Here is a 25,833-nt window from a genome sequence, read left to right as displayed (position 1 = left end):
CCTCGCGTCGTCTGTCTGTGCACGCAAGTGTGCACGCAACTGTGCACGGAGCGCTCCATCCAACTGTGCTCGGGCGAAGCGGCGGTGTCCACGAAGGGAAGGCTCATCTGACCAGCCGGCAGCAGGCCTATCGTTGCCGCATGGCAACCGATGATCTGAAGGATTCCTGGCGCGCACTGTTCGCGCTGTTGTTCGGGTTCTTCATGATCCTGGTCGACTCCACGATCGTCTCGGTCGCGACGCCGGCGCTGATCGAGGGACTGGGCGCCGACATCACCGGGGTGGTGTGGGTGACCAGCGCCTACCTGCTCGCGTACGCGACGCCGCTGCTGATCACCGGACGCCTCGGCGACCGCTTCGGTCCCAAGCGGGTGTACCTCGTCGGGCTCACCGTGTTCACGCTTGCGTCCTTGTGGTGCGGCCTGACGTCGTCCATCGGCGGGCTCATCACCGCGCGCGTCGTGCAGGGCGTCGGCGCAGCCCTGTTGTCGCCGCAGACGATGACGATCATCACCCGTATCTTCCCGGCCGAACGGCGTGGCGCCGCGATGGGTGCGTGGGGCGCGACCGCGGGAGTCGCGACGCTCGTGGGTCCCATCCTCGGCGGCGTGCTGATCGACGAGCTCAGCTGGGAATGGATCTTCATCATCAATGTGCCGATCGGGGTGCTCGCGTTCGTGCTGGCCTGGCGACTGGTGCCCGACCTGTCGGTGCAGTCGCATCGCTTCGACCTGCTCGGTGTGGGGCTGTCGGCGGTCGGGATGTTCCTGGTGGTGTTCGGTATTCAGGAGGGACAGCGTTATGACTGGGGCACCATCACGGGGTTCATCTCGGTGCCACTGCTGATCATCGGGGGACTGCTCGTCCTGGCCGCCTTCGTGTACTGGCAGCGGGTGAACCGATCCGAGCCGTTGGTGCCGCTGGTCCTGTTCAGCAACCGCAACTACTCTCTTGCCAACGTGGCGATCGCGACCGTCGGACTGGCGATCACCGCGATGGCGTTCCCGATCATGCTCTGGGCGCAGGTGGTGCGCGGCTGGACGCCGACCCAGGCGGCGCTGCTGCTCGCACCGATGGCCCTGCTCACCGCCGCGCTCGCACCCTTCGTCGGACGCCTGGTCGACCGGATGCATCCGCGGATCCTCGCCGGGTTCGGGCTCTCCTGCTTCGTGGTGGCGCTGGTGTGGCTCGGGTACCTGCTCGACCGAGACACGCCGTTGTGGCTCGTGCTGATGCCGATCCTGCTGCTGGGCGTCGCCAACGGCTTCATGTGGTCACCGCTGTCGGTGACCGCAACGCGCACCCTGCCGCCGCAGCGAGCCGGCGCCGGTTCGGGTGTCTACAACACCACCCGCCAGGTCGGCGCGGTGCTCGGCAGTGCCGCGATCGCCTCGTTGATGGAGGCTCGACTGGCCGACCGGCTCGGCGCGGGGGTGGGGTTGACCTCACCGGAACCCGGCGCCGCCGGAGGATCGATCGGTCACATTCCGCACGTCGCCCACGAGTTCTCCCGCGCGATGGGTGAATCGCTGTACCTGCCGGCGGCCGTCGTCCTCATCGGCGTCGTCGCCGTGTTGTTCTTCACTGATCCGCACGGTGTGAAGGCGGACGCGTGAACCGGCACGTCGTCGGGGCTGCGATCGTCGACGATCTGGCTGCACCGACGCTTCTGCTCGCGGCCCGCAGGTCAGCCCCCGCAGCCCTTGCCGGCGGCTGGGAGTTCCCCGGCGGCAAGGTCGACGAGAGTGAGAGCCACGAGATGGCGATGCACCGAGAACTGTTGGAGGAGTTGGGAGTTCACGTCCATCTCGGCGACGAGGTGCCCGGTCCGCAGGACGGCGGTTGGCCGCTCGGCGAGAACTATCTGATGTTCGTCTTCTTGGCTGTCATCACCTCGGGCGTACCCGCGCCGCTGGAGGATCACGACGAGTTGCGCTGGCTGCCGCTCGATGATCTGTTCGACGTGGGCTGGTTGCGCGACGATCTGCCGATCGTTCACCTGCTGCATTCGCGTTGGTCACGGGCGGGCTCGTAGGCTCGGCCCCGTCAGCGCATCCGTCGGCAGGGGAGAGCCCGATGAAGTACGTCGAGAACAAGGTCGTCCTGATCGGTGCCGGCGCGGTCGGCATCGCCTACGCGTACGCGCTGGTCAACCAGGGCATCGCCGACGAACTGGTGCTGCTCGACACCGACGAGAACCGCACCCGTGGCGAGGTCACCGACCTCAACCACTGCGAGGCGTGGGCGCCGAGTCCGATCACCGTCACCCACGGCGGCTACGAGGAGTGCAGGGACGCCGCCATCGTCGTGCTGTGTGCCGGTGCTGCTCAGAAGGCCGGCCAGACCCGGCTCGACATGGTGGGCACCAACGTCCGCATCACCCAGGACATCGTCAGCGAGGTCATGGCGTCCGGGTTCGACGGCATCTTCCTGGTGGCTACGAACCCGGTCGACATCCTCACCTACGCCACCTGGCGGCACAGCGGTCTGCCGTCGGCACAGGTGCTCGGATCGGGCACCAGCCTCGACACGGCGCGACTGCGGTACAACCTGGCGCAGTACTTCGAGGTGGCCACCACCAACGTCCACGCGATGATCATCGGCGAACACGGCGACTCCGAGCTGCCGGTGTGGAGCGCCGCGTCGATCGCGGGCCGCTCCCTCGCCAAGCGCATCGCGGCGAACCCGCAGATCGAGGCCGACATCGAGGACATCTATGTGCGGACGCGGGACGCCGCCTACGACATCATCGCCGCCAAGGGATCCACCAGTTATGGCATCGGCATGGCGCTGGCCCGCATCACCCGGGCGATCCTGTCGAACCAGAAGGTGACGCTGCCGGTGTCCGCGCTGCTCGAAGGGCAGTACGGCCAGGAGGGCATCTACATCGGGGTGCCGGCCAGCATCGGCCGCCGCGGGGTGCGCGAGGTGGTCGAACTCGACCTGGACGACCAGGAGACGCAGCGCTTCACCGCCAGCGCAGACACGCTACGGGCGGTCATGCGCGAGTTCTGGCCCGAGGCCTGAACCGAAAACGCGTGAGACGTGGTCGCTTTGCACCAGGACGACCACGTCGCACGCGTCTTTCCGGCCTACAGCTTCTCGGGCTCGAACATCGACCCGGCCTCGTCGGAGGAGTCACCGGTCTGGTCGGTGGCGACCGCCTTGACCTCGTGCGGCTGCAACTCCCCGGACGCGATCTGCTCGGCGTAATGGCAGGCGACCCGGTGTCCCTGGGTCACGCCGTCGATCTGCACGATGCGCAGTTCGGGACGGTCCGTGTCGCACTTAGTCTCCTGCTTCCACGGGCATCGGGTGTGGAAACGGCAACCGCTCGGCGGGTTGGCCGGGCTCGGAAGGTCGCCGACCAGGATGATCCGTTCCCGACTGTCCTCGACGACCGGGTCGGGTACCGGGACTGCTGACAACAGCGCGCGCGTGTACGGGTGCAGCGGGTGCGCGTACAGGCCGTCGGCGTCCGATTCCTCGACCAGTGAGCCGAGGTACATCACGCCGATGCGGTCACTGATATGGCGCACCACCGCAAGGTCGTGCGCGACCACCAGATAGGTGAGTCCGAACTCTTCCTGAAGGTCTTCCAACAAGTTGATGACCTGGGCTTGCACCGACACATCGAGCGCGGAGACGGGCTCATCGGCGACGATCAGCTTCGGGTCCACCGACAGTGCCCGGGCGATACCGATGCGCTGACGCTGCCCGCCGGAGAACTCGTGCGGGTACTTCTTCAGAGCAGCGGGAGGCAGACCCACGGCCGACAGCAGTTCGCGCAGCCGCTTGTTGGCGGCCGCCTTGTCCTTCGCGAGTCCGTGGGCGTTCATGCCCTCGAGCAGCAGCGCCTCGACGGTCTGGCGGGGGTCAAGGGAGGACAGCGGGTCCTGGAAGACCATCTGCATGTCTTTGCGCTTGCGGCGCAATTCCTCACCCTGAAGCGAGGCGACGTCGACGCCGTCGAAGATCACCGTGCCCTCGGTCAGGTCTTCCAGGCGTAGCAACGCACGTCCGAATGTCGACTTGCCGCAACCGGATTCGCCGACCAGACCGTACGTCTCGCCGCGCTTGATCTGCAGGTCGACGCCGTCGACCGCGTACACATAGCCGACCGTCTTGTCGAAGATCACTCCCCGCTTGATCGGGAAGTGCACCTTCAGGCCCGTGACGTCGACCAGGACGTCGTCGCCGTCGGAGCGGTTCGTGCGGTCCTGTTCGGTGGTGGCGGTGCTCATCGGCGGTCCTTCCTTCGATCGGGTTGAAGCAGCGCAGGAACCGGTCTGCGTCGAAACCGGGTTCGATCTGCTCCAACTCGGGGGTCTGCTCGGTGCACCGACCGATCGGCTGCGAACACCGCGGCGCGAACGCGCAGGCCGACGTCCAGGGCAGGTTGTCGGCAACCGAACCGGGCACCGGGTTGAGACGGCCGCGGGGCGCGTCCAACCGGGGGATCGACTGCAGCAGACCGTAGGTGTACGGGTGACGCGGCTGGGCGAACAGGTCGTGGCGCGCAGCACGTTCGACGATGCGTCCGCCGTACAGCACGTTGACCTCCTCGCACAGTCCGGCAACGACGCCCAGGTCGTGGGTGATCATCACCAGAGCGGTTCCCGAGTCACGGACGAGTTCGCCGAGCAGGGTGAGGATCTGTGCCTGAATGGTGACGTCAAGGGCGGTGGTCGGCTCGTCGGCGATCAGCAGGCGAGGCTTGCAGGCGAGCGCCATTGCGATCAACGCGCGTTGACGCATGCCGCCGGACAGTTGGTGCGGGTACTCCTTCAACCGCCGATTCGGGTCGGGAATGCCGACCTTGTCGAGAAGCTCCTTCGCCTCCGGCATCGCCTGTTTGCGGGAGAGGCCGCGGTGTCGCTCGATGACCTCGGTGACCTGAATGCCCAGGGGTACAACGGGATTGAGCGAGGACAGTGGGTCCTGGAAGATCATCGCGACGTCGCGTCCGCGGCGTTCACGCATCTGGTTGTCCGACAGGGACAGCAGGTCGGTGCCCTCGAACTCGACGGTGCCGGAGACCTTGTTGCCGCGCTTGGGAAGCAGGCCCATGATCGCCATCGACGTGACCGACTTGCCGCAGCCCGACTCACCGACGAGACCGACGGTCTGGCCGGGGCGGACGTCGAAGGACACTCCGTCGACGGCACGGAAGGGCTTCTTGCCCTTCGTGCCGAAGTCGACGGTCAGATCGCGCACGCGCAGCAGCGCCTCGGACGAGGCAGGCCGGCGCCGCGGGGTTGTTTCAGTGGTTGTCGTCACCGTGGGTCACCTCCGGGACTTCGGGTCGAGGGCTTCGCGCAGGGACTCACCCATGAGCGTGAAGCCGAGTGCGGCGGCGATGATGCACAGCGCCGGGTAGACGGCCATGTGCGGGAAGGCGTCGACGAGGTCCTGCGCCTTGCCGAGCATCTGGCCCCACTCGGGCGAGGTGTCGTCGGGGTTGCCGGCGCCGAGGAACGACAGCGCGGCCGCGTCGATGATCGAGGTGGCGAACACCATCGTGGCCTGCACCAGCACCGGCGACAACGAGTTGGGCAGCATGTGCCTGAACACGATCGCCGACGGTTTCACACCGAGCGCACGCGCGGCGAGCACGTGATCGCTGGAGCGCTGCGCCATCATCGAACCGCGCAGCAACCGGGCGAAGGTCGGTGTCATCGCGACGCCGATCGCCACGATCACCGTGGTCTGCGAGGCGCGGCCGAACATCGCCGCGATCGAGAAGGCCAGCAGCAGTGACGGCAGCGACAGCATGATGTCGACGATGCGCATCACCAGCGAGTCGACCCAGCCACCGAGGGCGCCGGCGAGGGTGCCGAGGATCAGCCCGCCGACGAAGGCGAAACCGGTCGCGCTGAACGCGATGATCAGCGTGTTGCGCGAGCCGTAGATAAGTCGGCTCAGCAGGTCGCGGCCGCTGGTGTCGCCACCGAGCGGGTAGCCGTCCTGGGCGTCCGGCACCTGGTGGTTGGCCGAAACCTGGTCGATGAGGTCGCGCGCCGTCGGGTCGTGCGGCGCGAGCAGCGGCGCGAAGATCGCCATCAGGAATATCAGTGCCACGATCACCGCACCGATGATGAACATCGGGTTGCGGCGCAGCCGCTCCCAGGCGCTGGCGATGAGGCTGACGCCCTCGCCGTCCTTGATGCCACCGGCGTCGACGTCGGAACGCGCGGTAGACTCGGCGAGCTCGTCGATGCGCGCCTTCTTGGAGTTTGCGTTGAGAACCATCGTCGATCACCGGATCCTGACGCGCGGGTCGATGTACGCGTACGCGATGTCGACCAGCAGATTGATGAGCACGTAGGTCAGTGCGGCCATGATGATCAGCACCTGCACCACCGAGTAGTCGCGGGTCTCGAAGCCGACCTTCATCGCATCGCCCAGCCCGGGGATCGAGAACACCGTCTCGGTCAGCACCGCACCGGTGAGCAGACCACCGACCTGCAGACCGATGGTGGTGACCACCGGGAGCATCGCGTTGCGCAGCACGTGGCGGGTGCGGATGGTGGCCGGCTTCAGACCCTTGGCCTCCGCGGTGCGGATGAAGTCCTCGTCCAGCACGTCGAGCACCGACGCACGGGTGATGCGGAAGATCACCGCGAACGGGATGGTGGCCAGGGCGATCGCCGGCAGGATCAGGTGTTTCGCGGCGTCCCATGCGGCGTCGTACTCGCGGGTGATGAGTCCGTCGAAGATGAAGAACCCGGTGACGCGGGTGGCGTCGAGCTCGGGACTCTGGCGACCGGCGACCGGCAGCAGGTGCCAGTCGACCGCGAAGAACTGCTTGAGGATCACCGCGAGGAAGAACACCGGCACGGCGACGCCGACCAGCGAGACCAGAATGCCCAGCCCGTCGAAGATGCCGCCGCGCCGCTTCGCCGCGAGGTAGCCGAGGGGGATCGCGGTGATGAGTGCCAGCACGATCGCGAAACCGGTGAGTTCGATCGTGGCGGGGAGGCGGTCGAGGAACACCTTCATGGCGTCGGTGCCGGCCGCGACCTGCGAGCTCACACCGAAGTCGCCGCGCAGGGCGTTGGTGAGGAACTTCCAGTACTGCACCGGCAGCGGCTGGTCGAGACCGAGGGTCTTGCGCAATTGAGCGGCGCGTTCGGGGGTGGCGCGCTCACCGAGCATGGCGGACACCGTGCCGCCGGGGAGCATGCGCAACCACACGAAGATCAACAGAGACAGCGCGAACAACACGCCGATCATCTGGATCACCCGGCGGGCGATGTAACGCAGCAACGCGGGCTCCTTCCGTGGGGGTGGGGTACGTGGTCGGCCGGCTCACGGGGCGAGGGTGCCGGCAGACGAACCGGCGGCCGTGCCCGGTAACACTAGGACACGGCCGCCGGCTACGGCTGAACCTTGCTTACTTCTTGGGGCTTACTTCTTGACCGCGGTGGAGAAGTCCTCCGAGGTCAGCGGGCTGGCCACGATGCCGCTGATGTTCTTGCCGAACACGATCGCCGGCGGCGAGTTCGAGATCGGCAGACCGGGCAGGTAGTCCTTCATCAGCTTCTCGCTCAGCTTCTTGTACGCAACCGTGCGCTGTCCGGCGTCGACGATGCTGTCGGCGTCGGTGATCTCCTTCTGCAGCTGCGCGCCCCACGGGTAGGAGGTGACGCCCATCTGCTTGCCGATGAAGAAGTTGGCCAGGAAGTTGTCCGGGGTGTTGTAGTCACCGGTCCAACCGATGAAGAACGCCGGCGACGCACCGTTGGAGGTGCCGTCGGTGTAACCACCGGCCCACGGCTTGGTGACCGTGTTGACCTTCACGCCGACCTTCTCCCAGTCGGCCTTGACGGCCTGGAAGATCTTCTGCGGGTCGGGCATGTAGGGGCGGGTGACCTCGGACGGGTACCAGAGGTCGATCGACAGGTTCGACTGTCCCGCCTCCTTGAGCAGGCTCTTCGCCTTCTCCGGGTCGTACTTGTACTGCTGCACCGCGTCGCTGTAGCCGTCGACGGTCTTCGGGTACCACTGGGTCGCCACCGTCGCGCCCTCGGGCAGCTGGGTCTTGACCAGCTGGTCACGGTTGATCGCGTAGTACAGCGCCTGGCGGACCTTGAGGTCCTTCAGTGCGGGGTTCTTCGTCGGATTGAGGCCCAGGTAGAGGATGTTGAAGGCCGGACGAACCATGAGGTTCATGCCCGCGCTCTTCAGCGAGGCCCAGTCGACGGGGTTCGGCAGGTCGTAGCCGTCGACGTCACCGGCCAGCAGCGCCTGCTTGCGCGAGGTGCCGTCGGGGATGATCTTGAAGACCAGCTTGGCGACCTTGGCCTTCTCGCCGTAGTAGGAGTCGTTGCGCACCAGGGTGACCGTCTTGTTCTGCACGTCGTACGACTGGAACTTGAACGGGCCCGTGCCGGTGGGGTACTTGGCGGCGTACTCCGACTGGGTGATGCCGTCGCCCTGCGCCTTGACGTCGTTGGCCTTGTACTTCTCCAGCGCCGTCGGCGACTGCATCGACCAAGCCGGCAGGCCCAGCAGCGCCGGGAACTTCGAGGTCGGACGCAGCAGCTTCAGCTCGACGCTGTCCTCGCCCTTGGCGGTGCAGCCCTGGTAGAGGTCGGTCTTCGACTTGTTGAAGCCGCCCATGTTGTCGTTCCAGTACGACGCGGCGGTCTGGCCGGCCTCGTTCTGCTTGTCCATCCGCTCGAAGTTCTTGCACACGGCGTCAGCGTTGAACGGGGTGCCGTCGGAGAACTTCACGCCGGTGCGCAGCTTGAACGTCCAGGTCTTGCCGTCGGAGCTGGGGTTCCAGCTGGTGGCCAGGCCCGGCGTGAGGTCGGCGGTGCCCGGCTTGAAGTCGACCAGGCCCTCGAACATCTGCCGAGCCGGTCGGAACGACTCGCCGTCGGTGGCGTAGAAGGGGTCGAAGGTCTTGGGCGCACCCGCGGCGGCGAAGGTCATCGTGGCGTTCGACTGGCCGCCGCTCTCGGACCCCTTTCCACCCTCTTCGCGCTTGGACTCGGCACAGCCGCTTAGCACCAGCGCGGCTGCGCTGACAACGGCGAGCGCGGAGGCCTTCCTGGAGGTCTGCATCTTTTCTCCTCATCGTGTGGGCGGGCAGCATGGACCCTGCCCCGTACGGATGTGGCGACCCTAGACCGCATGTGAGGACATACACACGGGCATCGCCCAGGCTGTTACCGATCTGAGTCCTGGTGTCCGGTCAGGCCGTGCGCGGTCGGGGACCGATGGTCTGTGGTCGGAAGCAGTGTGCCCGGGATGAGAGAATCGCGGTCATGCCCTTGAAGACCCGCGACGACGTTCGAAACGTCGCCATCGTTGCTCACGTCGACCACGGCAAGACCACTCTTGTCGACAAGATGCTCTGGCAGACGGGTGCGTTCTCCGAACGCCAAACCGTCGAGACGACCGGTGAGCGGGTGATGGACTCCGGTGACCTCGAGCGTGAGAAGGGGATCACGATCCTCGCCAAGAACACCGCGATCAGCTACGACGGCCCCGCCGCCGACGGCCAGAAGATCACCATCAACATCATCGACACCCCCGGCCACGCCGACTCCGGCGGAGAGGTCGAGCGCGGCCTGTCGATGGTCGACGGCGTCGTGCTGCTCGTCGACGCGTCCGAGGGCCCGTTGCCGCAGACCCGCTTCGTGCTGCGCAAGGCCCTCGCCGCGCACATGCCGGTGATCCTGTGCATCAACAAGGTCGATCGCCCCGACTCGCGCATCGAGGAGGTCGAGGAAGAGGCCTACGAACTGTTCATGGACCTGCTCGACGACGCGCAGGGCAACATGGACCAGCTCGACTTCCCGGTCGTGTACGCGTCCGCCAAGAACGGTGTCGCCTCGACGGTTCGTCCGGCGAACGGCGAACTGCCCGAAGGCGATTCGATGGAGCCGCTGTTCAAGACCATCCTGGAGACGATCCCGGCACCGTCGTACGACGACGACGCTCCGCTGCAGGCACACGTCACCAACCTCGACTCCAGCAACTTCCTCGGACGCCTGGCGCTGCTGCGTATCCACAACGGTGAGATGCACAAGGGCCAGCAGGTCACCTGGTGCCGTCATGACGGCACCCAGCAGAAGGTGAAGATCACCGAACTGTTGATGACCCAGGGCCTGGAGCGTCAGCCCGCCGACAGCGCCGGTCCGGGTGACATCATCGCCGTCGCCGGTATCCCCGAGATCACCATCGGTGAGACGCTCGCCGACCCGGAGAATCCGATCCCGTTGCCGCTCATCACGGTCGACGAGCCGGCGATCTCGATGACGATCGGCACCAACACCTCGCCGCTGGCCGGCAAGGTGCGTGGTGCGAAGGTCACCGCCCGCCTGGTCAAGGACCGCCTCGACCGCGAACTCATCGGCAACGTGTCGCTGCGCATCCTGCCGACCGAGCGTCCGGATGCCTGGGAGGTGCAGGGCCGTGGTGAGTTGGCGCTCGCGATCCTGGTCGAGCAGATGCGGCGTGAGGGCTATGAACTGACCGTCGGCAAGCCGCAGGTGGTCACCAAGGAGATCGACGGCAAGACGCACGAGCCGGTCGAGGCCCTGACCATCGACACGCCGGAGGAGTACCTCGGCGCGATCACGCAGATCCTCGCGGCGCGCAAGGGTCGCATGGAGCAGATGACCAACCACGGCACCGGCTGGATCCGGATGGAGTTCAAGGTGCCCTCGCGTGGCCTCATCGGCTTCCGCACGGAGTTCCTCACCGAGACCCGCGGCACCGGCATCGCGCACCACGTCTTCGACGGCTACGAGCCGTGGTACGGCCAGATCGTCACCCGCATGTCGGGTTCGATGGTCGCCGACCGTACCGGCCCGGTCACCGCGTACGCGATGGTCAACCTGCAGGAGCGCGGCGTGCTGTTCGTCGAGCCCGGCACCGAGGTGTACGAGGGCATGATCGTCGGCGAGAACTCCCGCGCCGACGACATGGACATCAACATCACCAAGGAGAAGAAGCTCACCAACGTGCGTGCCTCCTCGGCGGACAACTTCGAGAAGGTCATCCCGCCGCGCAAGCTGTCGCTGGAGCAGAGCCTGGAGTTCTGCCGCGAGGACGAGTGCGTGGAGGTCACGCCGGAGAGCGTCCGTATCCGCAAGGTGATTCTCGACGCCGGTGAGCGCAACCGCGCTGCATCGAAGGCGCGTAACGCCGAGAAGTCCTGAGCCGCAACGTAATTGGATGGTGACCCCGATGAACCGGAGTATTGACGGCCTACCGGTGGATGTCGACCCCGACGCCTACCGGCAGGCGATCGGACGTCTGGTCACCGGGGTCACCGTCGTCACCACTGTGGCCGACGGGCACGACCACGCGATGACGGCGAATGCCGTCACGTCGGTGTCGCTCGATCCGGTGCGGTTGCTGATCTGCGTGGAGCGGGAGGCTCGTTTCCACGACGCCGTGATGTCCGCGGGTGTCTGGAGCGTCAACATCCTGGACGCTTCGCAGCGCGCCGCCGCGGCGTGGCTCTCGACGCGGGGGCGCCCCCTGCACAGTCAGCTCGATCGGGTGCCGCATCACCGTGACGAGACGGGTGTCGCGTTGCTCGACGGCGCGCTGGCAACGATCGTGTGTCGAACCGGTGACACGCTGGTGTCCGGCGACCACACGATCGTGGTCGGCGACGTACTGTCGTTGCACATCGCCGACCAGCCGGGGGAGGCGCTGGTCTATTTCAGGGGCCGCTTCGGCAGCCACAAGTAGATCGCGCCTGCGCGGTGTGGCCCGGCGACAAGCGGGGGTCGGCACGGATCAAGGCATGGACAGATGGGTAAGAAAGCAGTGAGTGATAAGCCTTCGCGTCGGGGCCGCTGGATCGCCGCGATCGCCGGTGGCACGGCGGTCGTCCTGGGTCTGGGTTACGTCGGCACTGCTGCCGCCGTCACCGACAAGATCCCCGACGGCACCACGATTGCAGGCGTCGACGTGGGCGGCATGACGAAGGCGAAGGCCGAGGACGCCGTCTCGACCCGAACGCGTTCGACGATGAATCGTCCGATCACCGTGAGCGCCGAAGGCAAGAAGTTCACTCTGGACGCCGCCCGTTCCGGTCTCTGGCTCGATCCGGGCCGGGCGGCCGACGGACTCACCGGGTTCTCGCTGAATCCGTCCGTGGTGGGCAAGCACCTGTTCGGTGCGCGCGAGAACCGTCCCTTGACGGCGAAGGCAGACACTCAGAAGTTGGCTGCTGCGATCACCGCGGCCGCCGGCACCTTCAAAGGGTCCGCCGTCAACGGGTCGGTGAAGTTCAACAACGGCAAGGTCGACGTCGTCCGTTCCAAGGACGGCACCGGCATCCACGCCGACGCCGTCGCCCAGCAGATCGCGAAGGGTTGGCCGGCCAAGACCGAGTACACCGCCACCATCGGCCACGTCGAGCCGCCGCTGACCAATGCCGAAATCGACGCCTTCGTGAAAGACTTCGCCGGCCCGGCGATGAGCGGGCCGGTCACCGTCAAGGTCGGCGCCAAGACCTCCAAGGTCACGCCCGTCGCGCTCAGCGCCGTGCTCAGCGCCAAGGTCCAGGACGGCACGTTGAAGCCGGTGATCGACGAGGCCAAGCTGCGCGAAGTGCTCGACACCCTGTCCGGTGAACTCACCACACCTGCGCAGAACGCGCACTACGGTCCGGGTGGCAGCATCGTGGAGGCCAAGAACGGCTCCGAGGTGGACCCTGCAGGCGCCGGCCCGCTGCTGATCAAGGCGCTGACCGACCCGACCCGCACCCTCACGTTGAAGTCCAAGCCGGTCAAGGCGGCGATGGTGGCCGCCGACCTGAAGAACCTCGGCACCGAGAAGATCTCCGAGTTCGTGTCGCGCTACCCCGGCGGTGCCCAGAACGAATCCCGCACCAAGAACATCCAGGTCGCGCTGGCCAAGATCAACGGCATGGTCATCGCACCCGGTGAGCAGTTCAGTCTTCTGCAGTCACTGACTCCGATCACCAAGGCGAACGGCTACGTCGAGGCCGGGGTGCTCGTCGACGGCATCCACGAGAAGGGCACCGGCGGTGGCATCTCGCAGGTCTCGACGACGATGTACAACGCCGCATTCTTCGCCGGAGTCCGTCTGGACGAGCACACACCACACGCCTATTGGATCCCGCGGTACCCGATGGGACGCGAGTCCACGCTCTGGGTGCCCACGATCGACCTGCGGTGGACGAACGACACCGGCCGCCCGATCCGCATCGAGGCCGGCACGCAGAACAGCGCCGCGGTGATCAGGTTGTACGGCACAAAGACCTTCAACGTCTCGACGAACACCGGACCCCAGTTCGCATTCACCGAGCCCAAGACGCGCTACATCACCAAGAAGGGGTGCGAGGTGCAGGCGCCGGCTCAGGGCTTCAAGGTCACCGTCACCCGTGTCGTCACCGACCTCTCGGGCAAGGTGGTCAAGAACGAGGCGAACACCACGAAGTACATCCCGTCCGACAAGGTCGTCTGCGGCCCTGACCCGAACGCCCCGTCGACCTCGACGGCGCCACGGGCGTCGGCCACCGGCGCGGCTGCGTCGAGTCCACCGACCACACCGGCCACCACACCGGTGTCTGCCTCGGCGTCTGCCTCGGCGTCTGCCTCTGTGTCTCCCTCCTCGACCGCACCGGCGGCGACGTCGACCAAGAAGTAGATTCTGGGGCGTGAGCACCACCCCTTCGATCGCTGCCGACGCCCTGCGCCGGGCCGGAGTCCGTGATGTCCTGGCCGACGGCACGAATCGCGCCGCGTACTCGACGGACGCCTCGCTGTACCGCTTGCTGCCGACGGCGGTCGTGCGTCCGCACGATCGGGACGAGGTGCTTGCGACCTTGTCAGTCTGTCGTGAGCTCGGGCTCCCGGTCGTGGCACGGGGAGCGGGCACGTCCTGTGCCGGCAACGCGATCAGCAGCGGGGTCGTGCTTGATTTCTCGCGGCATATGAACACGTTGCTGTCCCTGGACGCGGAGGCAGGTATTGCCGTCGTCCAGCCGGGCATCGTCCATGCAGCCCTGCAACGACAGGCGCTCGCTGCCGGGTGGCGGTACGGTCCTGATCCCTCGTCGCACACCCGCTGCACGATCGGCGGCATGATCGGCAACAACGCGTGCGGATCGAGGGCATTGGGCTACGGCAAGACCTCGAACAACCTGCTCGCGCTCGAGTCGGCGCTCGCCGACGGCACCGTGCTGCGAACGTCCGTGGGTGCTCCTCGCAGCGATGTGTCGGCGTCCGCGCCGGTGCTCGGCGAACTGGACGCGCTGGTCGGCTCCTCGCTGGCGCTGATCCGACAGGAGTTCGGCCGATTCGGACGTCAGGTGTCCGGCTACGCGATGCAGGAACTGTTGCCGGAGAACGGTTTCGACGTCACACGGTTTCTTTCCGGGTCGGAGGCGACGCTGGCCGTCGCGACCGAGGCAACCGTCCGACTGGTGAAGGAACCCGGAAGGCGCGTGTTGATCGTGCTCGGCTACGCCGACATCTACGACGCCAGCGATGCCGCGGCCGGGCTGTTGCCGTTCGCGCCGATCGCCGTCGAGGGGATGGACCGCAGGATCGTCGATGTTCTCGCCGCCCGACGCGGACCGGCCGCGGTACCGCCGCTGCCGCGCGGAGACGGCTGGCTGTTCGTCGAGTTGGCCGGTGAGGACGACGGGGAACTGCAGCGTCAGGCCGAACTCGTTGTGGCACAAGGGTCCTGCCTCGATTCGATGATCGTCACTGATCCCGTCGTTTCTGCCTCGCTCTGGCGGGTGCGTGAGGACGGCGCCGGACTGTCCGGACGCTCACCGCGGGATCTGCCGGCCCATGCCGGCTGGGAGGATGCAGCCGTTCCGCCGGCGGAACTCGGTCCGTACCTGCGCGAGTTCGACGACCTGCTGGTCGAGCACGATCTTTCCGGGCTTCCGTACGGTCACTTCGGTGACGGGTGCCTGCACATTCGGATCGACTTCCCGTTGGCCGCGCCGGGAGGGACGTCCCGGTTCGGTGACTTCCTGGACGCGTCGGCCGAGCTCGTCGCGAAGTACGGCGGTTCGCTGTCCGGGGAGCACGGGGACGGCCGTGCACGCAGCGGACTACTGCCGCACATGTACTCACCGCAGGCCATCGAACTGTTCGCTCGGGTCAAGCAGATCTTCGACCCCGACGGTCTGCTCAACCCCGGAGTGCTCGTCGACCCGGATGCTCCGACCGCACACCTGCGCATCCCTGCGGCGAGGAAGCCCGCGGTGCCGCTCGCGCTGCGCTACCCGCATGACGGCGGCGACTTCGCGCAAGCGGTCCACCGCTGTACCGGCGTCGGTAAGTGCCGCGCCGACAACAGCGGCACGCACGGAGTCATGTGCCCCTCCTACCTCGCCACCGGCGAGGAGAAGGACTCCACGCGAGGCCGCGCCCGTGTCCTGCAGGAGATGCTCAACGGAGAACTCGTCAGCGGCTGGGACGCGCCCGAGGTGCACGACGCTCTCGACTTGTGCCTGTCGTGCAAGGGCTGCCTGTCCGACTGCCCGACCGGCATCGACATGGCCTCCTACAAGTCCGAGGTGCTGCACCAGACGTACAAGGGCAAGCGACGTCCGGCGTCGCACTACTCATTGGGCCGTCTGCCGCAGTGGGTTCGCCTGAGCCGCAAGACTTCTCGTCTTGCTTCGACGCTGAGTGGCGTGGGTGACAGGTTCGCGTTCGCCAAGAAGCTGGCCGGCGTCGACCCCCGTCGCTCCATCCCGCGATTGGCACCGCGCACCTTCCGTGCCTGGTGTCGCGACAACGGTGTGCCGCTGTTCGATGCGGCGAACGTCGAACCCGGCCAGGTCGTTCTTCTGGTCGATACCTTCACCGACTACTTCGCGCCCGACACCGGAGCGGCTGCGGTCCGGGTTCTGCGTGCCGCTGGTGCGCAACCGGTCATCATCGAGCGGGACGGATGCTGTGGGCTGACACTGATCAGCACCGGCCAGCTGGATGAGGCGAAGGAGACCCTCGGCAGTTCCATTGATGAGCTGGATCTCGCTGCAGCACAAGGGCTTTCGATCGTGGGTCTCGAGCCGTCATGCACGGCGGTGTACCGGAGCGATGCCCACGAACTCATCGGCGGCGAGGCGTCCGACCGGGTGGCGGGCGCGGTTCTCACGTTGGCGGAGTTCCTGTCGTCGTTGCCCGACTGGCGTGCACCGGACCTGTCCGGTCGCGCGATCATCGCCCAGCCGCACTGCCACCATCACGCGGTCATGACCTGGTCACCCGATGCGCAGTTGCTCAAGGCTGCCGGAGCCGACGTCCGGCGACTGTCGGGTTGCTGCGGTCTTGCCGGCAATTTCGGTGTGGAGCAAGGGCATTACGAGGTGTCGGTCAAGATCGCGGAGCAACAGCTGCTCCCTGCGCTCGAAGCTTCACCTGACGCCGTCCTGCTCGCTGACGGTTTCTCCTGCCGGACCCAGGCCGATGACCTCGCCGATCGCAAGGGTCTTCACCTGGCACAGATCCTCGACCAAGCGCTCTGAGGGCCGGGCACCTCGGCGATCGAGCAGCAGCGGGTCAGCGGCTCGCTTCGTGCACCATGATCGCCGCCTGGACGCGGTTGCCGGCGTCGAGTTTGGCCAGGATGCGCGAGACGTGGGCCTTCACGGTGGGGACGCTCATGTAGAGATCGGCCGCGATGTCGGCATTGGACAACCCGCGGCTGATCAGGACCGCAACTTCGTGCTCGCGATCGGTGAGTCGCTCCAGGCGGGCGGCGTTCGCGGGGTTGTCGGGCGTGGATGCAGTGACCCGGTCGACCAGTTGCCGGGTGACGCTGGGGGAGAGCACCGGCTCGCCCTCGCAGACCGCCTTGACCGCGCCGACGAGACGCTCGGGTCGCGAGTCCTTCAGCAGGAAGCCGCCGGCACCGGCGCGCAATGCCTGCACCACGAGGTCGTCGGCGTCGAACGTGGTCAGGACGATGACGTGTGGCGCGTCGTCCGCCGCACGCAGCGTCGCGGTGGCGTTGATGCCGTCCATCACCGGCATCCGGATGTCCATGAGTACGACGTCCGGCTTACAGTCGCGGGCGATATCGAGCCCGGCAGCACCGTCGGTCGCCTCACCCACCACCTCGATGTCGGGCGCGCCGCCGAGGATCATCCGCAGCCCGGCGCGCACCAGAGCGTCGTCGTCGACCAGCAGTACCCGGATCACACGCCGACCTTCTCACTGTCGCGCAGCATGGGCAGCACCGCCTTCACGACGAACCGCTCCGATCGGTCGATGCCGTAGTGCAGCGAGCCGCCCGCAAGTTCCACCCTCTCGGTGAGTCCCAACAGACCCAGTCCTGATTCCGGCAGACCGGTCTCCTGTCGGGTGACGGGGTTGCTCGTGCGGATGCGTAGGCTTACCTCGTCGCGATCGATGTCGATCGTGATCGGGACCCCACGCGCGTGCTTGCGTCGGTTGGTCAACACCTCCTGCACGACCCGGAAACCACTGCGAGACAACGATTCCGGGATGTCGTCAAGGTCCCCATGGATGACGAGATCAATCGGTCCGTCGCCGGTCGGGGTGTCCTGCACGAGAGCCTGGACGGCGGACAGATTGGGCTGTGGCGGTTCGATGCCCACGTTCTCGGCGTCGCGCAGGACGCCCAACACCTCGCGCAGCTCGGTCAGCGCAATCTGCGAGTTGTCGCGGATGATCTCTGCGGCCTCGCGCACCTGCTGTTCGGACAATCCGGTGCGATAAGCGAGCGCGCCGGAATGCATGGCCACCAGCGAGATCCGGTGAGCCAGGACGTCGTGCATCTCGCGGGCGATGCGGCTGCGTTCACCTAGTCGGGCTTGCTGGACGCGTGATTTCTCCTGTTCGCCCGCGGCCTGGACTTGGCGACGTAGGTTGGCGACCAACTCCCGGCGGGCGCCGATCGCGACGCCGACAGCCACACAGAAGGCCGTGCTCAGGAGCGACATGATGACGGAACTCATGATGTCGGCGGTGGAGCGCTGCGGCATGGGGTGCAGCAGTTCGTAGACGACCTGGCCGCCCAGCCACCCGATGGATGCGACCACGATCTCCGCCCACCGGCGGCGGGTGCTCAACGAGATGAAGGCGATCGCCGCAGGAGGCACCGCTGCGACCGCCACCGACGACAGCACGATCGTCGAGGCACAGATCGCGATCGGCCGGCGACGCCGGAAGAACAGCAGGCCCAGGGAGGCGAGGCCAGCCCCGATCTCGACGATCCACCAGCGCGACTCGGCTTCGTAGCCGGGGTAGTTGCTGGTGGCGAGCACCAGCACGAGCACGACGCTCAGGATCGTCGCCGAGCCGAAGCGCCATGCCTCGCCCCAGGCGTGCCTCAAGCGTCCCGACGAATGCGCCGGTGCCTGCGGTGCGGAGGGACGAAGAGCTGCGGTCATCGCTCCAGCGTAGGCAGTGGCGGGGCAGGCCAATATCCGTCCCTGGTCGCAGCCGACCCCCTACGAAAGTCGCACCAGGTGCATCCCCGAGGCCGATGCGCCGGCGTCCTCGGACGCGAAGGATGGTCACCATGATCGAAGTCAACGGATTGACCAGAACCTACGGAGCGCATCGCGCCGTGGACGACGTGACCTTCCGGGCCGAGCCCGGCCGGGTCACCGGCTTCCTCGGTCCGAACGGTGCCGGCAAGTCCACCTGCATGCGGATGATGGTCGGGCTGACACCACCCACCGCCGGTACTGCGACCATTCTCGAGCGGCAGTACACCGCGCTGCCGAACCCGGGCCGCCACGTGGGGGTGTTGCTCGATGCGTCGGCCCAGCACCCGGGGCGCACCGGACGTGAGGTACTTACTCTCGGCGCTCGCACGATGGGTCTGCCGAAGGGGCGGGTCGACGAACTGCTCGAAGTCGTGGGCCTCACCCCCGTCGAGGCGAAGCGTCAGGTGCGCAACTACTCGCTCGGCATGCGCCAGCGGCTGGGGATCGCCCATGCGCTGCTCGGTGACCCCAAGGTGCTGATCCTGGACGAGCCGGCCAACGGACTCGACCCGGCGGGCATTCGCTGGATGCGCAGTCTGCTGCGTGGCTTCGCGGACGAGGGCGGCACCGTGCTGCTGTCCTCACACCTGTTGCACGAGATCGAGGTGATCGCGGACGACCTCGTGGTCATCGGCCGCGGTCGCATCGTGGCACAGGGGGCCAAGCAGGAACTGCTCGCTACAGCAGGCACTTCGGTCACCAGCACCGACAACCAGCGCCTGGGTGAAGCTCTTGCCGGACAAGGCGTTTCGGTGACCGCTGTGGGGCAGAAGCTGCGCGTCGACGCGGAACCGATCGTTGTGGGCACGGTTGCGCTGCAGCACCAGATCGTCTTGACCGAACTCACCAGTGCCGGCGCCGCCGGGCTCGAGGACATGTTCCTCCAACTCACCGCGGGCGACGCCCGAGAAGGGGTCGCAGCATGAGCAACGCCACCACCGACCAGCACCTCGACAAGGCACTGTCGGGTGTCCGGCTGCCGTCTCGACTCGATCCGGGCGAGGTATCCCGAGTGCCGTTCATGCGCCTGGTCTCCGTCGAACTGCGCAAGCTCATCGACACCCGCAGCGGGCGCTGGCTGCTCATCGGCATCGCGTTGGTGACGGCCGTCGTTGTCGCGATCCTCGCGTTCACCGGTAAGGCGGACACGAACAAGGACTTCGGCAACTTCCTCGGTGCGACGATCATTCCGCAGAGCTTCCTCCTGCCCATCCTCGGCATCATGGCCGTCACCACCGAATGGTCGCAGCGCACCGGGCTGGTGACTTTCACCCTCGAACCCAAGCGGGCACGGGTCGCCGTCTCGAAGCTGCTGGCAGTCCTCATCGCCGGCTTCGCCATCGTCGCACTCGGTGCGCTCATGGCTGCGGGCTTCACGCTGCTCACCGACGTGGTGCGAGGCTCCGACCCGTCGTGGTCGGTCTCGTGGCAGGTGGTCGTCGGCATCCTGGTCGCGCAGTTGATCAATGTCGGTATGGGTTTCGCGTTCGGTGCGCTCATCCAGAACACCCCCGGCGCGATCGTCACCTACCTGTTCCTGCCGATCGTCTGGTCGATGGTCGCCTCCGTCTCCTGGATGCGCACGGTCGGTGAGTGGGCCGACACCGGCCAGACTCTGCAGCCGCTGTTCGATGCGCAGATGCAAGGTGACGACTGGGCAAAGCTTGCCGTCTCCGTGCTCATCTGGCTGGTGCTGCCGCTGACCCTCGGCATCTGGCGGATGGTGCGAAGCGAGGTCAAGAGTTCCTGAGCTCTCCAGTGACGCGGGTCCTGTCGCTCTTCAGGGGGAGCGACAGGGCCCGTTCGCATGAAGTTAGGCTTACCTTATGTCTGATCGTCCGCGCCGCGTCCCGAAGTCCGTCACCGTCGTCCGCACCGAGCAAGTGGCACCGCAACTCGTTCGGGTGGTCGTCGCCGGCGACGATCTGGCGCAGATCGGGGAACTGGAGTTCACCGACCACTACGTGAAGCTGCTCTTCCCGCCGGCGGGCGCCGACTACGCGTGGCCGTTCGACCCGGAACTCATCCGCGAGGAGCGCCCGCGCGAGCAGTGGCCGGTCACCCGCACCTACACGATTCGCTGGTTCGACCCGAGCACCCGCGAATTGGCGCTCGACTTCGTCGTCCACGGGGATGCCGGAATCGCCGGGCCGTGGGCATCTCGTGTCCAGCCGGGGGAGAACATCGGGTTCATGGGTCCCGGTGGAGCCTGGGCGCCCAGCCCCGACGCCGACGTCCACCTGTTGATCGGTGACGAGTCAGCGCAGCCGGCCATCGCCGCCGCCATCGAACGACTTCCCGCCGCAGCTTCGGCGAAGGTCTTCGTCGAGGTTCGCGACGTCGATTCGCACATCCCGATGCCGGCCGGGGAGGGTGTCGAGATCACCTGGGTGCACCGGGAGGAGGAGCGTCTCGGCCACGGGCACAGTCTCGCTGCCGCGGTGCGGCGTGCCGAATGGCCGGACGGTGAGGTGCACGCGTTCGTCCATGGCAACGCCGACATGATCAAGGACCTGCGCAAGTACCTGTTCATCGAACAGGGCCTGCCGCGTGACCAGGTTTCGATCTCCGGCTACTGGCGTACCGGGCAGGACGAGAACGCCTGGCAGGCGGGCAAGCGTGAATTCGTCGAGCAACTCGAGGCCGAGGAGTCCGCGCTCGAAGAAGCACACTGACGCGGCGACGGATCAGAGTCCTTCGGTGTCCCGGTAGGTCTGTAGGAGTCCGGGTTCGGTGGTGTAGGTGCGGCCGGTGGGTGAGGTCCAGGCGCACACGCCGGCGGTGTTCATGACCACCTGCCAGCCGCTTTGTTTCATTTTGTGGTGGTGTCGGCACAGGCATTGCAGGTTGGTGTCGGTGGTGGGTCCGCCGCGTTGGTAGGCGGTGACGTGGTCGGTGTCGGTGAACACCGCGTGCCGGGCACACCCGGGTGCTCGGCAGTGTTGATCGCGGGCTTGGATCCTGCGGCGCATCGTCTCGGGTGGTCGGTACGCCTGTGAGGTGTCCTGGTGGATGAGTTCGCCGGTGAGTGGGTTGAATTCGACCCCGGTGGTGGTGATCGTGGTGGCGTTCTGGATGAGTGCTTCGATCCCGTACCCGGACAGTGCGCCCGCGCGGTGATGGATTCCTAACGCACCGGTGTCGCGGTTCGTGTCGCTGCTCGTGCTGGTGAAGAGGCCGAGCGCTTCGCCGCGGGTCACGGTCTTCTTGGATGACCTCCCCTTGCTGGGACCGGGTGTGTCACCGCCGGTGCCGCCGGGACCGTTCCCGCCACCGCCGGGGTTGCCGCCTGGGTTGCCGCCTAAGCGGCCGTCGTCGCCGTCATCGCCACTGTCCTCCTTGCCGCGGTCACGACCGGAATCGCCGTTCCTGTTCGCGTCCGCAGAGTTGTTGCTGCAGCCCTGGCATGCGGTGGGAGTAAGGATCTGAATATCAAGGATGTAGTTCAGGTTGCGGGTGACGATCTCGTACAACGCGTCGGCCCGGTACTCACCCAGGAGTTTGTCGGCAGCGTCTTCACTGGTGTCGGACCGTTTGAGATCGTAGGCGCGTTTCTCGACCAGGTCACAGATTTCCGCGACCTGCGCATCGGGCAGGACCGCGGTGAAGGACGCCAACCCGGGGGTGGGGTGGGGGTCGAACCACACCCCGGTCTGCTGTGCTTTCGTACGCTTGTGGGTCTTGCGGGCGGCTGCCGCCTCGAACCTGGTGAGGAGGGTGCGGGTGGAGCGGCGTGCGGACGCCGCACCCCGGCAGTGGATCTTGCGTTGAAGGATCGTGTCTTCGATGAGTTCGCAGGTGTCGGGGCGGGCGTCCTGCAGTTCGGTCGCGACCGCGGTCACGGTGTCCAGGTTCGCCACACCAGCAGCCACCTCCGTGAGCAGAACCGGTGTTTTGGTGGCTGCCCACACCGATTTGCGCACCAGCTGCGACGCGGCGATGCAGGACAGGCGCAGTTCGGCCGCGACACCATCAGCAGCGAACTCACCCACATGCCCCGGCTCGTGTTGCACGAAGTCAGTGCAGGTCACGTCGTGGGCGTCCCAGCGTGCGTACTGACTGATCGAGATCGCCCGGACGGCGCCGGCGGTGTTCATCACCGAGTGCGCCACCCGGATCGATTCCTCGAACTGCCGGGTCTGTGTCACCCAGTGATCCTCGTCGTCACCCTGGTCGCCATCACCTTGCTCACCGGCCGTCTGTTGGTCGATCCCGGTGAGGTCGGTGAGGTCGTCCTGCGTGAAGAACTTGTCGCCGGCTGCGTCCACGGTGAACGGGTTGTCGCTGTTGAGGCGTTCGAACACGTTGTGTGCCAGCAGTTGGGCGATGAGCAGTTGGATGGTGGCGGGGTTCGCGCCTGGTACCAGTTCGGGGTGCGATGCCAGTTCGATGGCTGCGTCGACACCGTCTTCGAGCATCACTGCTTCGAGCAGGTCACGCGGGGTGATCGCGTCCTGTCCGAGGGGTTTCGTCGTGGTGTTCGACATGCCCACATCGTACACCTGTTCGAACCGAGTTGGAATGGTGTGAACGGACGAATATCGTTTGTGGACAACCGAATTGGTTACTCGCGGGTTGTGGAGAATGCGTGGTTGAGCGGTCGTGGTTGGGCGGTCGTGGATGGTTGCCTTGGTTTCGGCGCGTACGCCCTCGTCCCTCGGGCGTTCGGCTCAACCAGCGGCGCCGCGTACGCCCTCTCCCTCGGGCGCGGGCTCAGCGCGCGTGACGGGTGTTCGGTTCAACCGGCGGGGCGGAAAGTGAGTGACTCAGAGACGGGCGTAGATGTACTCGTGGTGCGTGCTGAACCCGAGCGATTCGTAGAGCCCGATGGCCGGTGCGTTGTCGCTGCTCACCTGTAGATACATCGAGCGGACGCCGCGTCGGTCGGCCTCGCGAGCAGCAGCTCCGACGAGGGCCCGCCCGAAACCCTTGCCGCGAAACGCTTCTGCCACGTGCAGGTCGAAGAGTCCGACCCAGCCGGGGGAGTATGCGAGGCGGGTGTTCGCGCGCGGCGCGGTGTCGGAGAGCGTCAGGTATCGGCCGTCCTCGACCCCGGCGAGAACGCGTGCGGCGACGGTTCGTCGATCGATCGTGCGCGGACTCGCCGCACTCCACCACTGGTCCGTCGGTCGAGTTGTGGCATCGACGGTGACGCCTATTGCGGATCGCGCCAGCGCGATCTCGCGTACCGCCGCGGTCATGACAGCGACCCGCGGCGAGCAACGTCCGCCGCGCCGGTCGATCTCGGCCACCACCGGGTGATCCGATGGATCGAAACCGACCGGGCCGGCGATCTGGAACAACGCAGGCAGTCCGAGGCGGGCGTACCAGTCCACGCAGCGGTCCACCGCGTCCGAAGGCGAGAAGCCTGAATCGCCAACGGCAAGAACGGAATTGGCTCGTCCGGTGAATCCTTCGGCGCTGCGCAGCAGCCAATCGCCGAGATGCTCGCTGGTCAGCGGCGGCAGGCCGTCGACCATCAGTCGTTGCAGGTCGTCGATGGGGACGGTGCGGTGCGGATGACCACGACGTGATGCCTTCGGCGGAATCTCCTTGGCCGCGACGACGTCGGCCCACTCGACACGAACGCGTCCGTGCCGGGAATCGACCTCGATCCCGCTGCCGTCCGCGCAGAGCAGCTCGCCGGTCACGTCGGTGAACACGGCGCCGGTCGGGTCGCCCGGAAGAAGTCGGCGACGGACCGCAACCCTGCGTCCGACACGAACCGGCCAGGGAAGGTGAGACTTAGTACGCTCGTCGCCCATACGGCTTGCATACTAGGTCAGCAGAAAGTGACCAGCCGGTCCATCATCATCAGGAGGACTCCTCATGACGTACGTCATCGCCCAGCCTTGTGTCGACCTCAAGGACAAGGCGTGCATCGAGGAATGCCCCGTCGACTGCATCTACGAAGGTGAACGCAGTCTCTACATCCACCCGGACGAGTGCGTCGACTGTGGTGCCTGCGAGCCCGTCTGCCCGGTCGAGGCCATCTACTACGAGGACGACACCCCCGAGGAGTGGGCCGACTACTACAAGGCCAACGTCGAGTTCTTCGACGACCTCGGCAGCCCCGGCGGCGCGGCGAAGATGGGTCTCATCCCCAAGGACCACCCGCTGATCGCGGCGCTGCCGCCGCAGTCGCACGACGAGTGATCCGGCCGGCGCGTGCCCGTCGATCGTCATCTTCCTGATTTTCCCTGGGACACCCTGGCGCAGGCCAAGGCTGTCGCGAACTCGCATCCGGACGGCATTGTCGACCTCTCGGTCGGCACGCCCGTCGACCCGACCCCCCAGGTCGTCCGTGACGCGTTGATCACGGCCGCGGATGCGCCCGGCTACCCGCAGGTCTGGGGCACCCCCGATCTGCGCGAGGCGATTTCGGCCTGGTTCGCGCGCCGGCGCAATGCGGCCGGTGTCGACCCCGACGGCGTCATGCCGACCATCGGTAGCAAGGAACTCGTCGCTTGGCTGCCGACGATCCTGGGCCTCGGGCCGGGAGATGCTGTCGGTTTTCCCGAGATCGCCTACCCGACGTACGACGTCGGGGCGCGCATCGCCGGAGCGACCCCGGTGCCTGCTCAGTCGACCGTTCAGTTCGGTCCGCGTGCTCCGAAACTGTTGTGGCTCAACACTCCTGGCAACCCGCACGGTCAGGTGTTGCCCATCGATCACCTGGCCAAGGTGGTCCGGTGGGCCCGTGAGCGCGGCGTGATCGTCGCGTCCGACGAGTGCTACGCCGAGTTGGACTGGCGTGACGGTGTCGACGACCTCACCACGCCGAGCATCCTGGACGAGCGGGTCTGCGGCGGCGACCACACCGGCCTGTTGTCGGTCTACTCGATGTCCAAGCAGTCGAACATGGCCGGCTACCGGGCGGCGTTCGTCGCCGGTGATCCGGCTCTGGTCAAGAGGCTGGTCGACTTCCGCAAGCACGCCGGGATGATGGCGCCCTGGCCGGTGCAGCGAGCCCTGCTCGCCGCGGTCCAGGACGACGAGCACGTCGCCATCCAGAAGGAGCGCTACCGCTCGCGTCGAAACACCCTTCTCGGCGCACTGCGCGAATCCGGTTGGCGCACAGACCATTCCGAGGCCGGTCTGTACTTGTGGGCGACCAAAGGGCAACCGTGCCGGACCACTGTCGACGAACTCGCCGGCAAGGGAATCCTGGTGGCACCCGGAGACTTCTACGGCGCAGCTGCGTCAGCCCACGTCCGCGTCGCGCTGACCGCCCCCGACGAGCGGATCGAGCAGGCGGCGGCGCGTCTGACCGCCGATTGATCACGGTTGACCGGTGGGCGGCGGACGCGTTTCACTACGTCTGCAGAACTGTAATTCTTGACACC

General features: G+C 66.7%; 20 protein-coding genes and 1 pseudogene. 12 read left to right on the top strand and 9 right to left on the bottom strand.

Features of this window, described 5'->3' with window-relative positions; translation table 11 throughout:
• The first annotated feature begins 140 nt into the window (after window positions 1–140).
• From MF407_RS10835 to MF407_RS10825, 3 genes are read left to right on the top strand one after another with little or no spacing between them, the layout of a single operon-like run.
• A complete protein-coding gene (locus MF407_RS10835) occupies window positions 141–1,616 on the top strand; it encodes a DHA2 family efflux MFS transporter permease subunit (protein ID WP_129626204.1) in 1,476 nt (491 codons plus the stop codon).
• Window positions 1,613–2,035, top strand: coding sequence for an NUDIX domain-containing protein (locus MF407_RS10830; RefSeq protein WP_239702284.1), 423 nt, complete (start codon window positions 1,613–1,615; stop codon window positions 2,033–2,035). Before MF407_RS10835 ends, MF407_RS10830 begins: the two co-directional genes overlap by 4 nt.
• A 41-nt stretch (window positions 2,036–2,076) precedes the next feature.
• Window positions 2,077–3,027: an L-lactate dehydrogenase gene (locus MF407_RS10825; RefSeq protein WP_129626208.1), complete on the top strand. Its 951-nt coding sequence runs from the start codon at window positions 2,077–2,079 to the stop codon at window positions 3,025–3,027.
• Between the two features lie 65 nt (window positions 3,028–3,092).
• Here the strand turns inward: MF407_RS10825 and MF407_RS10820 are convergent, their stop codons facing one another.
• From MF407_RS10820 to MF407_RS10800, 5 genes and pseudogenes are all read right to left on the bottom strand, one after another.
• A complete protein-coding gene (locus MF407_RS10820; protein WP_129626210.1) occupies window positions 3,093–4,244 on the bottom strand; it encodes an oligopeptide/dipeptide ABC transporter ATP-binding protein in 1,152 nt (383 codons plus the stop codon).
• Between the two features lie 16 nt (window positions 4,245–4,260).
• Window positions 4,261–5,280 (bottom strand): annotated as a pseudogene (locus MF407_RS10815) (ABC transporter ATP-binding protein); the annotation flags it as partial.
• Window positions 5,281–5,286: 6 nt separating this feature from the next.
• Window positions 5,287–6,252: an ABC transporter permease gene (locus MF407_RS10810; RefSeq protein WP_129626214.1), complete on the bottom strand. Its 966-nt coding sequence runs from the start codon at window positions 6,250–6,252 to the stop codon at window positions 5,287–5,289.
• Between the two features lie 6 nt (window positions 6,253–6,258).
• Window positions 6,259–7,269, bottom strand: a complete 1,011-nt coding sequence (locus MF407_RS10805) for an ABC transporter permease (RefSeq protein ID WP_129626216.1) — start codon at window positions 7,267–7,269, stop codon at window positions 6,259–6,261.
• Window positions 7,270–7,410: 141 nt separating this feature from the next.
• Window positions 7,411–9,072 carry an ABC transporter substrate-binding protein gene (locus tag MF407_RS10800; protein WP_129626218.1) on the bottom strand — a complete coding sequence of 554 codons (1,662 nt, stop codon included), beginning with the start codon at window positions 9,070–9,072 and terminating at the stop codon, window positions 7,411–7,413.
• Window positions 9,073–9,275: 203 nt separating this feature from the next.
• On the opposite strand from MF407_RS10800, the gene typA reads away from it, so the two are divergent.
• The 4 genes from typA to MF407_RS10780 all read left to right on the top strand — a co-directional run bounded on the left by typA (window position 9,276) and on the right by MF407_RS10780 (window position 16,495).
• The gene (gene typA / locus MF407_RS10795; protein WP_239702283.1) at window positions 9,276–11,177 is read left to right on the top strand and encodes a translational GTPase TypA; all 1,902 of its coding nucleotides are present in this window, start codon (window positions 9,276–9,278) and stop codon (window positions 11,175–11,177) included.
• Between the two features lie 28 nt (window positions 11,178–11,205).
• Window positions 11,206–11,718 carry a flavin reductase family protein gene (locus tag MF407_RS10790; RefSeq protein ID WP_239702282.1) on the top strand — a complete coding sequence of 171 codons (513 nt, stop codon included), beginning with the start codon at window positions 11,206–11,208 and terminating at the stop codon, window positions 11,716–11,718.
• Between the two features lie 78 nt (window positions 11,719–11,796).
• Complete coding sequence (locus MF407_RS10785; RefSeq protein WP_239702281.1) at window positions 11,797–13,647, top strand: VanW family protein; 1,851 nt, start codon at window positions 11,797–11,799, stop codon at window positions 13,645–13,647.
• Between the two features lie 10 nt (window positions 13,648–13,657).
• Window positions 13,658–16,495: an FAD-binding and (Fe-S)-binding domain-containing protein gene (locus MF407_RS10780; protein WP_239702280.1), complete on the top strand. Its 2,838-nt coding sequence runs from the start codon at window positions 13,658–13,660 to the stop codon at window positions 16,493–16,495.
• A gap of 34 nt (window positions 16,496–16,529) precedes the next feature.
• On the opposite strand, the gene MF407_RS10775 is transcribed toward MF407_RS10780, so the two are convergent.
• Both MF407_RS10775 and MF407_RS10770 read right to left on the bottom strand, forming a co-directional pair.
• A complete protein-coding gene (locus tag MF407_RS10775) occupies window positions 16,530–17,171 on the bottom strand; it encodes a response regulator transcription factor (RefSeq protein WP_211345138.1) in 642 nt (213 codons plus the stop codon).
• Window positions 17,168–18,385 (bottom strand): histidine kinase, encoded by a 1,218-nt coding sequence (locus MF407_RS10770; RefSeq protein ID WP_141927761.1) that lies wholly within the window; start codon window positions 18,383–18,385, stop codon window positions 17,168–17,170. The genes MF407_RS10775 and MF407_RS10770 overlap by 4 nt, the downstream gene beginning before the upstream one ends.
• A 131-nt stretch (window positions 18,386–18,516) precedes the next feature.
• Here MF407_RS10770 and MF407_RS10765 point away from each other — a divergent pair, with 131 nt between their 5' ends.
• The 3 genes from MF407_RS10765 (at window position 18,517) to MF407_RS10755 (ending at window position 21,162) form a co-directional block, all read left to right on the top strand.
• Window positions 18,517–19,413 carry an ABC transporter ATP-binding protein gene (locus tag MF407_RS10765; protein WP_239702279.1) on the top strand — a complete coding sequence of 299 codons (897 nt, stop codon included), beginning with the start codon at window positions 18,517–18,519 and terminating at the stop codon, window positions 19,411–19,413.
• A complete protein-coding gene (locus MF407_RS10760; protein ID WP_141927762.1) occupies window positions 19,410–20,237 on the top strand; it encodes an ABC transporter permease in 828 nt (275 codons plus the stop codon). The genes MF407_RS10765 and MF407_RS10760 overlap by 4 nt, the downstream gene beginning before the upstream one ends.
• Window positions 20,238–20,313: 76 nt before the next feature.
• Entirely contained in the window at window positions 20,314–21,162 is an 849-nt protein-coding gene (locus tag MF407_RS10755; RefSeq protein WP_239702278.1) for a siderophore-interacting protein, read from the top strand.
• 12 nt (window positions 21,163–21,174) lie between these two features.
• Here MF407_RS10755 and MF407_RS10750 read toward each other — a convergent pair whose 3' ends face one another.
• Together MF407_RS10750 and MF407_RS10745 are read right to left on the bottom strand one after the other, a co-directional pair.
• Window positions 21,175–22,974, bottom strand: coding sequence for an HNH endonuclease signature motif containing protein (locus MF407_RS10750; RefSeq protein ID WP_239702277.1), 1,800 nt, complete (start codon window positions 22,972–22,974; stop codon window positions 21,175–21,177).
• A gap of 279 nt (window positions 22,975–23,253) precedes the next feature.
• Complete coding sequence (locus MF407_RS10745) at window positions 23,254–24,252, bottom strand: GNAT family N-acetyltransferase (protein WP_239702276.1); 999 nt, start codon at window positions 24,250–24,252, stop codon at window positions 23,254–23,256.
• A 64-nt stretch (window positions 24,253–24,316) separates the two neighbouring features.
• Between MF407_RS10745 and fdxA the strand changes: the two genes are divergently transcribed.
• On the top strand, window positions 24,317–24,643 hold the full coding sequence (fdxA, locus tag MF407_RS10740; protein WP_129627706.1) for a ferredoxin: 327 nt from the start codon (window positions 24,317–24,319) through the stop codon (window positions 24,641–24,643).
• 12 nt (window positions 24,644–24,655) lie between these two features.
• Window positions 24,656–25,768, top strand: a complete 1,113-nt coding sequence (gene dapC, locus MF407_RS10735; protein WP_239702275.1) for a succinyldiaminopimelate transaminase — start codon at window positions 24,656–24,658, stop codon at window positions 25,766–25,768.
• Window positions 25,769–25,833 lie beyond the last annotated feature (65 nt).

Origin of the sequence: Yimella sp. NH-Cas1 (assembly GCF_022359705.1) — a bacterium.
GTDB lineage: Bacteria > Actinomycetota > Actinomycetes > Actinomycetales > Dermatophilaceae > Yimella > Yimella lutea.
Note: the sequence above shows the minus strand (reverse complement) of the source record. Positions and strands in the feature narration are given on the sequence as shown.

Coding starts and splice junctions, on each gene's coding strand:
- MF407_RS10770 (WP_141927761.1), bottom strand. CDS start 18,385: ATGACCGCAGCTCTTCGTCCCTCCGCACCGCAGGCACCGGCGCATTCG.
- MF407_RS10750 (WP_239702277.1), bottom strand. CDS start 22,974: ATGTCGAACACCACGACGAAACCCCTCGGACAGGACGCGATCACCCCG.
- MF407_RS10760 (WP_141927762.1), top strand. CDS start 19,410: ATGAGCAACGCCACCACCGACCAGCACCTCGACAAGGCACTGTCGGGT.
- MF407_RS10820 (WP_129626210.1), bottom strand. CDS start 4,244: ATGAGCACCGCCACCACCGAACAGGACCGCACGAACCGCTCCGACGGC.
- MF407_RS10745 (WP_239702276.1), bottom strand. CDS start 24,252: ATGGGCGACGAGCGTACTAAGTCTCACCTTCCCTGGCCGGTTCGTGTC.
- typA (WP_239702283.1), top strand. CDS start 9,276: ATGCCCTTGAAGACCCGCGACGACGTTCGAAACGTCGCCATCGTTGCT.
- MF407_RS10810 (WP_129626214.1), bottom strand. CDS start 6,252: ATGGTTCTCAACGCAAACTCCAAGAAGGCGCGCATCGACGAGCTCGCC.
- MF407_RS10765 (WP_239702279.1), top strand. CDS start 18,517: ATGATCGAAGTCAACGGATTGACCAGAACCTACGGAGCGCATCGCGCC.
- fdxA (WP_129627706.1), top strand. CDS start 24,317: ATGACGTACGTCATCGCCCAGCCTTGTGTCGACCTCAAGGACAAGGCG.
- MF407_RS10755 (WP_239702278.1), top strand. CDS start 20,314: ATGTCTGATCGTCCGCGCCGCGTCCCGAAGTCCGTCACCGTCGTCCGC.
- MF407_RS10825 (WP_129626208.1), top strand. CDS start 2,077: ATGAAGTACGTCGAGAACAAGGTCGTCCTGATCGGTGCCGGCGCGGTC.
- MF407_RS10835 (WP_129626204.1), top strand. CDS start 141: ATGGCAACCGATGATCTGAAGGATTCCTGGCGCGCACTGTTCGCGCTG.
- MF407_RS10790 (WP_239702282.1), top strand. CDS start 11,206: ATGAACCGGAGTATTGACGGCCTACCGGTGGATGTCGACCCCGACGCC.
- MF407_RS10800 (WP_129626218.1), bottom strand. CDS start 9,072: ATGCAGACCTCCAGGAAGGCCTCCGCGCTCGCCGTTGTCAGCGCAGCC.